The organism is Chryseobacterium sp. X308 (assembly GCF_020733145.1).
In the GTDB taxonomy this organism is placed as follows: domain Bacteria; phylum Bacteroidota; class Bacteroidia; order Flavobacteriales; family Weeksellaceae; genus Chryseobacterium; species Chryseobacterium cupriresistens.
Genome location: NZ_JAJFZH010000001.1, coordinates 128,649 through 139,832 on the forward strand (window position 1 = coordinate 128,649; position 11,184 = coordinate 139,832).

The window sequence follows — 11,184 nt, forward strand, 5'->3', positions numbered from 1 at the left end:
AGAATTAAGTATATTTATAACACCAATCACGAACAATAAACAGTAACCTGCCAGCAATGAAAATCAGATCACTATGTATAATAAGTCTGCCATATTTTCTTTAATTTTTTTTTAAGTTTTGTTAACTGTGGCATTAACAATTATGACATAAGGCACAAAATCATATAATAGCCGTTAAATTTTAGTTAAAATTGAAACATAGCATACTAATTGCTTACTTATTTAACATTAAATTTGTTTACTCAAAAACATAAAAAGAAAATTAATTAATAAACAAGAAAGATATACAATGAAGAGTACTTTAAAAAAACTATTACCATTTGCAGTAGTTGGAGTCCTTTCCGGAGCTACTACCGTTGGAGCTTTACAATATTTCGGACACGGCTCCAACAATGGAGATCAATCTTATTTCACAACAGCAGCACCCAACACTTCATTCGCAGGAATGAATACGGGAGCAGTAGGTGATGATTTTGTAAAGGCGGCTAAAACAACCGTTCCTGCTGTAGTAACTATTAAAAATTATCAAAGCAGAACATCAAGCAGAGCTTCAGAGCAGGATTTGTTTGACTTTTTCTTCGGAGATCCTTTCGGAGGAAGAGGCCAGCAGAGACAAAAGCAGCAGGTTCCTGATAATATGCCATCGGGAATGGGTTCAGGGGTAATCATCTCTCCGGACGGTTATATCATTTCCAACAACCACGTGGTAGCAGGTGCCAATAAGCTGGAAGTCGTACTAAGCAACAAGAAATCATATATTGCAACATTGGTTGGAACAGACCCTAATACAGATATCTCTTTATTAAAGATTGAAGAAAAAGGACTTCCTTATCTGAATTTTGCGAATTCTGACAATATTGACGTAGGGCAATGGGTTCTTGCGGTAGGAAATCCACTAGGATTAAACTCTACGGTAACAGCAGGTATTGTTTCTGCTAAAGGAAGAGGTATCGGAATCCTGGGAAGCCAGGGAAAGGCTGCTAATCCTATTGAAAGTTTCATCCAGACGGATGCTGCTATTAACCCGGGTAACTCGGGAGGTGCGTTGGTAAATACCAATGGAGAACTTATCGGGATCAACTCTGCGATTCAGTCTACCACAGGATATTACCAGGGATACGGATTTGCCGTTCCTTCTAACCTGGCGAGAAAAATTGTTGAGGATATCAAGAAATTCGGAATCGTACAGAGAGGATTCCTTGGAGTTCAGTCTTTAGATCTTTCAAATGATCAGTTAGTAGCATCTTACAACAAGCAGTTTAAAACAAATCTGAAAGTAGGTTCAGGAATCTATATTACAGGATTTGGTGAAAACAGTGGTGCTGAAGATGCAGGATTGAAAAAAGGAGACGTTATCACCAAAGTAGACAACTACGATATTACAGACTTTGCTGATCTTTCCATGTCTATCGGAAGCAAGCGTCCTGGTGACAAAGTTCAGGTAACCTATTCAAGAAATGGTAAAGAAGGAACTACTTCGGTAACGCTTAGAGACCAGAAAGGAGGAACTTCAACCAGAACGAAAGCTGATCTTAGTGTAACAGAAAAAATCGGATCTGAATTCGACCCTCTTACGGAGCGTTTCAAAACAGAATACGGACTGAACAGTGGTGTAGTAGCTAAAAACGTATCTGAGGGCAGCGAAATGGCTAAAATCGGAATTGTAGATAACTATATCATCATTGAAGTCAATGGTAAACCGGTCAATTCACAAAAAGATGTTGAAAAGATCCTTGAGAAATACCAAGGAAATGTACAGGTGAAATTTGTGGATGATTACGGAAGAATTTATACAAAAGGATTCAAAATGCCTTAATTGAATTTTTTTAATTTCACATTAAAAAGTTAACCATTCTTGCTTAAGAATGGTTTTTTTTGAAAAAAAGTTAACTGAGTTCAATGCAGAAACTAACACAAGCCATATAAAACACTGATTAACACACTTCTATTTTTTATATATTTGAAAAAACAAAAGTGCATGAAAAAAGCTACCTATGAGGATAGAGAAAAAGTCGTTACTATTTTATGCCAGTCTTTCATAAATGTTCTTATTCCTAATTCTATCAATTTTGTCATAAAGACTTCTGGCAACAGATATAAGAGATTGAAAGCATTAATGGAATTTCAATTTGATTTATCAATGCTAAATGGAAGCATATTTCTCAGCGACGATCACAAAGCGTGCATTTTATACTTAGACAAATTCCCGATCAGTTTAAAAAAAATCTGGCTTGAAATAAAATTGCTGTTCAATTGTATTGGAATTGAAAATATCTTTAAAGTTTTAAAACGAGAAAAACTCTTAGCAAAATTTCATCCGGAAGAAAAATTTGTTCATTTATGGTTAATGGCTGTAGTTCCCGGTGAACAGGGAAAAGGAATTGGAACAAAACTTTTAAAAGAATCTATGAGTAAATATGAGAACGAACTCATATATGTTGAAACAACAACATTAGAAAACAGAACGTTCTATCAACAAAATGGATTTACCATTTTCCATGAAACATTTGAGCTGGATTATCCTCTTTATTTTTTGAAATATGTTTAGTATGGAAATCTACTAATTTTCTTCATATCAACAAAAAACGCTGCAGAATCTGCAGCGTTTTTTTTATTGTTTATTTAGACTTGTTCATTTTGTCAGCAATACTTTTCTTTTTATTTCTTTCATAGATCACTTCTACAATCTTCCCTCCAATCCAGGAAAACGGAAAGAACGTAAGAAAAATGGAGATCTTATAAAATGTAGGATGATAAGGAAAAATAATAACATCCAACATGGCAATAAAAAGCATAATAAAGCCAATCAGAATAGCATAGGCTACTTTAGCATATTTAACGATAATTGCTGTTGCCACTCCTCCAATAGTAGTTCCTAATCCGGAAATAAATAAAAGGAAGCCGAAAAACGCCTTATCATCTTTCATACTGAAAAGAAACCTTTGCCAATGCTCAAATGGAGCAAAAGCCTCAAAAGTTACCCATTGCGGAAAAGCCCTTATACCAAGAGTAATAATAAGCCCTGCAATACCAAGACCTATCAGAACCGCAATTGTATTTCTTATAAAATTCATTAATCCTGATGTGCAATCATAGAAATTTCGATATCCACATTTTTAGGCAAACATGAAACCTGTACTGTTTCACGGGCAGGATAGCTTTCTGAATCCAAGTAAGATGCATAGATATCATTCATTACAGCAAAATCATCCATACTTTTAAGAAAGATAGTAGCTTTTACAACGTTTTTGAAAGTCATGCCAGCTTCAGTAAGGATTGCTTCAAGGTTTTTCATTACCTGATGCGTTTCCTTTTCAATTCCTTCTACCAGTTTACCAGTTGCAGGATCTACAGGAATCTGCCCGGAGATATACAAAACTCCGTTGGCCATATTAGCTTGTGAATAAGGTCCGATCGCTGCAGGTGCATTAACTGTGTTGATTATTTGTTTCATATGCGGATATTTAATTTTTTTCTAAGGGTCATAAGCAATCACTATCTGCCATATTCTTTGGTCTTTGAATTCTGCCAACAGTGATTTCATTAGAATTTATTCTGCCTGCAAATATAAAATTTATATTCTCAAATGCCAATCTGATATTAGAAAGGTGCATTAGGCTGGGTAAAGCTTCTGTCTTTGTACTTCAAGGCATCACTTAAGATATTGGCTTTGATACCGATAAAGAAGTCATACACTTTATATTGTCCGAAAGGAACCCAGTTGAAATTGATCGTAAAGCTTCGCTGATCTCTTGAAAAACCAATTCTTGTATATGCCAATTCTTTGGTCACCATATCATAATGGGTACTTCCGTTGATATTCCAGTATGGAGTCAGTTTGAGGCTTCCATCCAAACCTAAAGATGCAATTTTATTACCAAACCTGCTTAATCCTTTAGAATAAGCGTAATTGGCGCTGACATTTAAAGTCCAGGCCTGATCAAAATGAGCATAATGATCATCATCAAAATAATAATTTTCATTTCGGATTTCTCCTTTTGAGGAATACTTTTTGGCATAATCTGTTTTTTCTCCAAAAATTTCGCTGCTTAAAGGATACGATAGCTGAACATTGAATCCCTGTACACTGAAGTGTCCGAACTGCTCTGTTCTTATTCCTGTATCCTGTCCCGGCAAGAACTCAATTTTATAAGGTTCCAGCGCAAGGCTGGTATTTACCGTCAGTTTATTATTGAAAAATGAAGACTGCCCGTTGATGGAGAACACAGACCAAGGGTGATCTTTAGCAGCAAAGTTGTAGCTTCCTGCAAGGTTTAAAGATTCAAAAATTTTGATTTTCTTTACCCCCGTAGAATCACTCTTAGACTTTACTTTCATCTCAATATTGTTACCGATATTGAAACCTAAAGCTCCCTGCATACCGCTTGACGGGCTTCCGACAATTCCTTTTTCAAAAATAGAATACGGCGTCAATGCTCCGTTTGCATTATAATAGTTTCTGTAATATCCGAAATTAGGACTTGAAAAATCCGGGGAATAAGTAAAGCTTACACTCGGGGTCATCATATGTCTTACCGCTTCCACAGCAGATCCTTTTTTGAATTTCATCATTCCGAAAAGTGTTGTCTGAAGACTGGCAGAAGTGGAGAAAGTAGAATATCCTGTAAAGTTTTTATTGATTTCATCAACAGTTACATTCTTTACCGGATCATAATATCTGTTCAGTGTTTTTGTTGTCAGGGCATTGTCAATATTCGCACTTAAACTGAAAGTAAAATATTTCGCCAATGTTGTATTGGTAGCCAATGCGATATTATTTTTAAGCCCGGTCTGCATTTTATCCCACATTTCTTTCTTAAACAACTCATTTTCCTGAGTATTCACGAAATTGGTAAGGTTGAAACCTGTATTCACTGTAATATTTTCAAGCAATCCCTGTCTGATCCCTGTTCTTGATTTAAATAAATAGAACTGGTTGATGGCCACGTTCATCTGCGGAAGACGAAGGTCTGCCAATCCTGTCGCAAAGTTCTGGGAATATGAAGCAGTTCCCGTAATCGTCATCGGCAGTTTCAGGAATCTTTTGGTAAGGGTTACCGTAGAGTTCTGCTGAGTATTCAATACATTCTGGTTGAAAATGTAATTGTTGTTAAGCGGGTTGTTATAGAACTTGGTACTTACAATATCTACAGATGCACTGAATGTAAGGAAAGGATTGGCTTTGGAATCCTGCGAGTGCGTCCAGTTGATTCTGTAGGTACTGTTTTTAGTATAATCGTCCAGACCTTTGATTCCTCTCACCATTGTACCGATATCTGCCGTAAAATTTCCGGAGTAACGGTATTTCTTCTGGTAATTCACCTGCGGACGTAAATTCCAGCTTCCTTTTGTATAAATATCTGCTAAAACCTTAAGGTCAAAATGTTCCCCAATGGGTTGATAATATCCTATTCCGTTCAGGAAGAAACCTACATCTTCTCTTTCTCCGAAACTTGGAATCAGAATACCTGCAGCTCTTTTATCGGAGAATGGTAAAATAGCGAATGGAAGATAAAGCGGTGTAGGAACCTGTTCGATAAACATCTGAATAGGACCGGTCACGATCTGCGATTTTGTTTTGGTTTTAATCAGCTTAATGTTATAAGCTCTCATAAAATAATCCGCTGCCGTATCTTTTTTCTTGATAAAATAATCATCCGTTGTATAATCTGCTTTTCTCATTGCAAATACGGAATCATTATATTTTTTGGTTTTCTGCGCTATAATTACCCCTTCACTTTCTTCTGTTCTTGCATTGAAGGCAATGGCCTGTTTTGTTTTTGTATTATAGCTGAATTCGTTGGTTTCGTATTTTTTCCCGGCCTGCGTAGTGATTACAGGCTCCACAATCTTGCCCAAAGAGTCTTGTTTTCCTCTTGCATAGATCAGATTTTTATTATCATCAATAGAGATATAATCTGCATCAATCTGCATATCCTGATACTTTACCTGAGCATTTTTGTTCAGGAATGTCATTTTTTTCGGAACGTCTCTTCTCTGATCATCCGCTTTTGTACGGAGAACATCATTGAGGGTTTCTTTTTTTACAACTATGGTATCCTTTTTGGAAATAGTATCATTAACCGCATTTTTAGGCAATTTTTCAGGAGTTTTCTGTGCTAAAAAATTGTTAAAAATTAGGATAATTAAAATTTGTAATATATTTTTGAAGACGGTTTTGGCCAATTTTATACTATATAATTAAGGCCCAAAATTAATATAATTTTTATAACTGTAAGATGCACAAACAAAATTTTAAAATAATTTTATCATTTCTCCTTATCCTTATCAGCAACTTTATTTTCTCCCAGAAGAAGTTTACTATCGTTCTGGATGCTGGACACGGAGGAAGTGATCATGGAGCCAACAGGACTTATTCCGACATCGGAAGAGTCGCAGAAAAAGACATTACACTTGCCATTACATTAAAAGTAGGTGCGATGTTAGAAAAAAACAGAGATTTTAAGGTAATCTATACCCGTAAAATAGATGAGTATCCGTCTCTGTCTGACAGAACCAATCTGGCCAACAGAAGTAAAGCAGACCTTTTTATATCCATCCACTGTAACTCTTCCCAGAGACCTACAGCATATGGAACAGAAACATATGTACAGGGACCTAACCAGAATAATGAAAACCTGGAAGTAGCCAAAAGGGAAAATGATGTGATTTTCCTGGATGAAAAAGATAAACAGATCTTTGGTTCTTATAATCCGGACTCACCGGAGTCATTAATTGCCCTGAAACTTCAGCAAAGTAAATATCTGGAATCAAGTCTTCTTTTGGGAGGATTGGTAGAAGATAACTTTGTGAATAAAGATAAAAGATCCTCAAGAGGTGTATTTCAGAAAAACCTTCACGTTCTCCGTATGAATGCCATGCCATCTGTACTGATAGAAACCGGGTTCATCAATCACCCTGAAGAAAGTCACTACATCGCTTCAGATAAAGGGCAGACTGAAATTGCAGAAAGTATCTACAATGCCATAATTGATTATAAAAAAGCGATTGACAGAAAATCCGGAGGTTCTATTGCAACAAGAAAGCCAGAGCCGGAAAAACCTGCAGAGGTTCCTTTGAAAAATGATTTCAGAATTCTATTAATGAGTTCTCCTACGAAATACAATGAAAATGATCCTGCCCTGAAAGGCCTGAACTATATTCTTACGCTTAAAGAAAACGGACAGTACAAGTATTATTATGCTGTAACCAATATGGCTTCGGTAAAAGATATTAACCTTAAAACAGCGAAAGATGCAGGTTTCAGAAATGCATTTGCCGTAGGATTTATGCCTAATCAGAGAATCAGCATGGGATATTATACGATTGAAGTATATGCAGGCGATAAACTGAACGGGAATTCTTATATCCTCCAGAATTTAAAAGATGTGGAACGAAATAAGGACAACGGTGTATTCTACTACACGTATGGAAAAGTATACACATTGGAAGATGCTGTAAAACTTCAGAAGGAACTTGAAGCTAAAGGTATCAAAAATACGGTGATACAAAAGGTCTACAGATAAATCAAAAAAAATAATTTTGAAGTTTAAAAGTTAATTCCTACTTTTGCAACCTCAAAATTTGGCCTATTCGTCTAGTGGTCAGGACTCAAGATTTTCATTCTTGCAACAGGGGTTCGATTCCCCTATAGGCTACAAAAAATACAAACCTTTAACTGCTCAGTTGAAGGTTTTTTTATAAGCTTCTTCATTCTGTTTTTTAATTTAAAAAAAGCTTTTTGAGCATTAGCAGGATGGAAGAATGTTTCAAATTTTGTGATTATAGTATAACAGATGACTTAATATCCGAATTTTAATATACTGACAGCATGAGAATTACTGTTATTCTATTGAAAGGCCATTACTTTTATTTGAAAAAAGCAATCCCTATATGTTATATGTCACAAAAGCATTATATTTGCAAAAAATTTATCCATAGTTGGTTCTACCAATAGGGTAACACTGATGAAAAATATTATTGATAAATCATTGTTTGCAGTTTTCTGCAGACCATCAAATTTTATATCATGCCGGATTTAAAAATACAAGAAGCGAAATTGCTTTTTAAGAAAATCCACTCTAACCCAAAAAGTTACGATTTACAAATCAATGAAGGCGGGATTACAGGCAGAGATGATAAAATCAGTTTCAGGCTTTACAGGACTGGAGAAAGGGTTGCTTTTGAAGTAACAATTGATGAACTTACTTTCACCAATACCACTGGAGAATGGAATAATGCACTGATCATGCTGGGAAATACGATCAAAAAATTAGAGAAAGAACAAGAAAATTTAAAAATAGAACAGGCAATAAATAAACTCAGAAAGTACCTATCAGAAGAAAATTAAAATTTTTAAAAATAAATTTGGTAGTTTAAAAAAAAGTTTATAGTTTTGCACTCACATTTAAACGATATGGCAAATCATAAATCAGCACTAAAGAGAATCAGACAAAACGAAACTAGAAGACTTCGTAACAGATATTACCACAAGACTGCTAGAACAGCTTTAAAAGCTTTAAGAAATGAAGAGAACAAAGCTGCTGCTACAGAACAATTGCCAAAAGTTATCGCTTTATTGGATAAATTAGCTAAGAAAAATATTATCCACAAAAACAAAGCAGCTAACTTGAAAAGCAAATTAACAAAGCACGTTAATAAATTAGCGTAACAATATAGCTGGCCCGTTCGTCTATCGGTTAGGACCTCAGATTTTCATTCTGGTAAGAGGGGTTCGATTCCCCTACGGGCTACTTACATTTTATAAGACCACTGTAACAACGGTGGTTTTATAAAGATCACTGTAGAAAAAGCTATATTTAAATAAATCTAACCGGCCCGTTCGTCTATCGGTTAGGACCTCAGATTTTCATTCTGGTAAGAGGGGTTCGATTCCCCTACGGGCTACAATAAGAGTTGACACTTATAAAAACAAAAGCTAACACATTACTTCGGTAATGGAAGATAGAGGGCCCGTTCGTCTATCGGTTAGGACCTCAGATTTTCATTCTGGTAAGAGGGGTTCGATTCCCCTACGGGCTACAAAAGGACTTTTTCGAAAGTCCTTTTTTCGTTTCTATATACAGGATTCCGGTAATTTCTTTTCAACAAGGTTAACAGATTTAAGCTTTCAACCGTACCTGGCTTTATCCAACTGAACAATAATACATCAAACAAAAACATCTCACAGGTAAGATTTGTATATTATTTTCGTTCCCAATGATGGAGTCATATTAAATTTCATTAAAAATATCACCAATAATGGAAATATTTTTTTTTACTTCTTCCATTAATCCTTAAATTTGAATAAAACTATTCATTTTTAAAATATATAACATGAAATTCAATTTATTTTCGGGAAGCCGATCCTCTTTAAAGGTCGGATTGATGGCTTTATTTTTATTTTCTGCCGGCACAATGTCCTTGGCACAAAACAGAATCTATGCACACGCACAAAGCTCCGGAGTATTCGGAGTAGCCTGCCTGGGATGTCATATTGATAATCCTCTTAATGCTGTAGGAGATAACGAGGATGACTATTCAACAATGGTATTGGGAACAGTCCTGTTGGGAGGAATTCAGCAAACCCTCATTTTTCCTGACCTAAGATCTGACACAAGACTGGTAGTAGGAATCGGAACAGACAACATCCCATTATCTGTACAGTTGTTAAGCGGAGTAACGCTTGAAACAATGAATGGCGGTACATCCAATGATGACCGGAGAACAATTGATGTAAGCCTTCTTAAACTGGGCGCAACCCCAAACAGAGGTACAATAGAATTCAAACCTACAAAGCCTTATGACGGGATAAGAATTGGATTAACAGGTGGTGTTCTAAGCCTTGGCGGTGGTTTCAGAGTTTATTATGCTTACCAGGATCCATTGATGAATATCATGGCTCACAGTCAGAACGGGCAGATTACTCTTGGTGGAAATGTTCCTGTGGAAGATTCCGAAGTTATCCTGTACAATACTTCAGGAAAAGAAGTATTCCGTTCCAAGCTGACCTCAAATACATTTGAGCCGAAACAGCCGGAAGGCATTTATATCATGAATGTACAAACGAAAGAAGGTAAAACCTATTCCAAAAAAATTGTAATCAAATAATTTAATGAATGATAGATTAAATGCGGTAGATTTTTTCAAGCTGCCGTATTTTTCGCATTCATTTTCAGGCTAGTACAAACAACCACTTCATTAAATAATAATAAATCATCAATTGCAAATATCAATAAATTATTAACAAATCACATAATTATGAAATAAAATATGCAACATAATTATTTTATTTATAAATTTACAAAAAAACTAAAATCCAAAATTTTCTATATATGAAAACTTATTTATTACGTGGCCAACGCACGATGAAAGCTGCAGTTTTGGCATCATTTCTATTTTTAACCAGCACAATGTCTTTTGCTCAGATTGTAAAAACCTACGCAAGCAGCCAGACCAATCAGGTGCTTGGAGTATGCCTGGGTTGTGGTGTATTGAATCCTCAGAATGCTGTAGGGAGCAACGAGAATGACTATTCTACTCTACAGGTTTCAGTGGGGCTTCTTGCAAGAACAGAGCAGACATTGATTTTCCCAACTACCAATATTGCGAACAATACCAATAAACTTGTTCTTGCGATAGGTTCAAACGGGACTCCTCTATCTGCACAGTTATTGGGCGGGGTATCTATTGAAACATTTAATGGAGATGTTTCCAATAACGATTACACAAGTCTTGCCACAAAACTGATCACTCTTGGAAGCGGAGATCCAAGCAAAGGAGAAATAGAGATGACGATGAACATCCCTTTTGACCGTATTAAAATAAATGTGAATTCCGGATTATTGAATATCGGTGGAGAGCTTAGAGTATACTATGCTTACCAGTACAAAGATCCTTTCATCAATTTTATGGCTCACAGCCAGGACGGGCAGTTCACTCTTGACAAAAATGTTTCTGCAGAAGGTTCCGAAGTTACTTTAACCAATACTTCAGGAAAAGAAGTATTCCGTTCCAAGCTGACATCAAATACTTTTGATACCAAACAGCCACAAGGGGTATATATTATGAAACTTCAGACAAAAGAAGGAAAAACATACTCTAAAAAAGTGATTATCAAATAAAGAAGATATACAACAGAATGAACCCGGCAAGCTTTAAAAGCTTGCCGGGTTTTTTATATCA

The 11,184-nt window shown here is 35.8% G+C and carries 10 protein-coding genes and 4 tRNA genes; 11 read left to right on the plus strand and 3 right to left on the minus strand.

Features of this window, described 5'->3' with window-relative positions; all coding sequences use genetic code 11:
- Positions 1–289: 289 nt before the first annotated feature.
- Together LIV57_RS00665 and LIV57_RS00670 are read left to right on the plus strand one after the other, a co-directional pair.
- Positions 290–1,816: a trypsin-like peptidase domain-containing protein gene (locus LIV57_RS00665; protein WP_202840891.1), complete on the plus strand. Its 1,527-nt coding sequence runs from the start codon at positions 290–292 to the stop codon at positions 1,814–1,816.
- Positions 1,817–1,978: 162 nt separating this feature from the next.
- On the plus strand, positions 1,979–2,548 hold the full coding sequence (locus LIV57_RS00670; RefSeq protein ID WP_227940977.1) for a GNAT family N-acetyltransferase: 570 nt from the start codon (positions 1,979–1,981) through the stop codon (positions 2,546–2,548).
- 70 nt (positions 2,549–2,618) lie between these two features.
- On the opposite strand, the gene LIV57_RS00675 is transcribed toward LIV57_RS00670, so the two are convergent.
- The 3 genes from LIV57_RS00675 to LIV57_RS00685 all read right to left on the minus strand — a co-directional run bounded on the left by LIV57_RS00675 (position 2,619) and on the right by LIV57_RS00685 (position 6,186).
- Positions 2,619–3,074 carry a hypothetical protein gene (locus LIV57_RS00675; RefSeq protein WP_034694594.1) on the minus strand — a complete coding sequence of 152 codons (456 nt, stop codon included), beginning with the start codon at positions 3,072–3,074 and terminating at the stop codon, positions 2,619–2,621.
- On the minus strand, positions 3,074–3,454 hold the full coding sequence (locus LIV57_RS00680; protein WP_034694591.1) for a RidA family protein: 381 nt from the start codon (positions 3,452–3,454) through the stop codon (positions 3,074–3,076). Before LIV57_RS00680 ends, LIV57_RS00675 begins: the two co-directional genes overlap by 1 nt.
- Before the next feature lie 146 nt (positions 3,455–3,600).
- Positions 3,601–6,186, minus strand: a complete 2,586-nt coding sequence (locus LIV57_RS00685) for a putative LPS assembly protein LptD (RefSeq protein ID WP_227940979.1) — start codon at positions 6,184–6,186, stop codon at positions 3,601–3,603.
- 53 nt (positions 6,187–6,239) lie between these two features.
- On the opposite strand from LIV57_RS00685, the gene LIV57_RS00690 reads away from it, so the two are divergent.
- The 9 genes from LIV57_RS00690 to LIV57_RS00730 all read left to right on the plus strand — a co-directional run bounded on the left by LIV57_RS00690 (position 6,240) and on the right by LIV57_RS00730 (position 11,123).
- Entirely contained in the window at positions 6,240–7,526 is a 1,287-nt protein-coding gene (locus tag LIV57_RS00690; RefSeq protein WP_227940981.1) for an N-acetylmuramoyl-L-alanine amidase, read from the plus strand.
- A 60-nt stretch (positions 7,527–7,586) separates the two neighbouring features.
- Positions 7,587–7,658, plus strand: a tRNA-Glu gene (locus tag LIV57_RS00695).
- Positions 7,659–8,029: 371 nt separating this feature from the next.
- On the plus strand, positions 8,030–8,350 hold the full coding sequence (locus LIV57_RS00700; protein ID WP_105683297.1) for a hypothetical protein: 321 nt from the start codon (positions 8,030–8,032) through the stop codon (positions 8,348–8,350).
- 66 nt (positions 8,351–8,416) lie between these two features.
- Positions 8,417–8,671 (plus strand): 30S ribosomal protein S20, encoded by a 255-nt coding sequence (rpsT, locus tag LIV57_RS00705; RefSeq protein WP_002983073.1) that lies wholly within the window; start codon positions 8,417–8,419, stop codon positions 8,669–8,671.
- A gap of 10 nt (positions 8,672–8,681) precedes the next feature.
- A tRNA-Glu gene (locus LIV57_RS00710) sits at positions 8,682–8,753 on the plus strand.
- An 82-nt stretch (positions 8,754–8,835) separates the two neighbouring features.
- Positions 8,836–8,907, plus strand: a tRNA-Glu gene (locus tag LIV57_RS00715).
- Positions 8,908–8,970: 63 nt separating this feature from the next.
- A tRNA-Glu gene (locus tag LIV57_RS00720) sits at positions 8,971–9,042 on the plus strand.
- Positions 9,043–9,336: 294 nt separating this feature from the next.
- Complete coding sequence (locus LIV57_RS00725) at positions 9,337–10,110, plus strand: T9SS type A sorting domain-containing protein (RefSeq protein ID WP_227940983.1); 774 nt, start codon at positions 9,337–9,339, stop codon at positions 10,108–10,110.
- Positions 10,111–10,334: 224 nt separating this feature from the next.
- The gene (locus tag LIV57_RS00730; protein WP_227940985.1) at positions 10,335–11,123 is read left to right on the plus strand and encodes a T9SS type A sorting domain-containing protein; all 789 of its coding nucleotides are present in this window, start codon (positions 10,335–10,337) and stop codon (positions 11,121–11,123) included.
- The last annotated feature ends 61 nt before the right edge of the window (positions 11,124–11,184 follow it).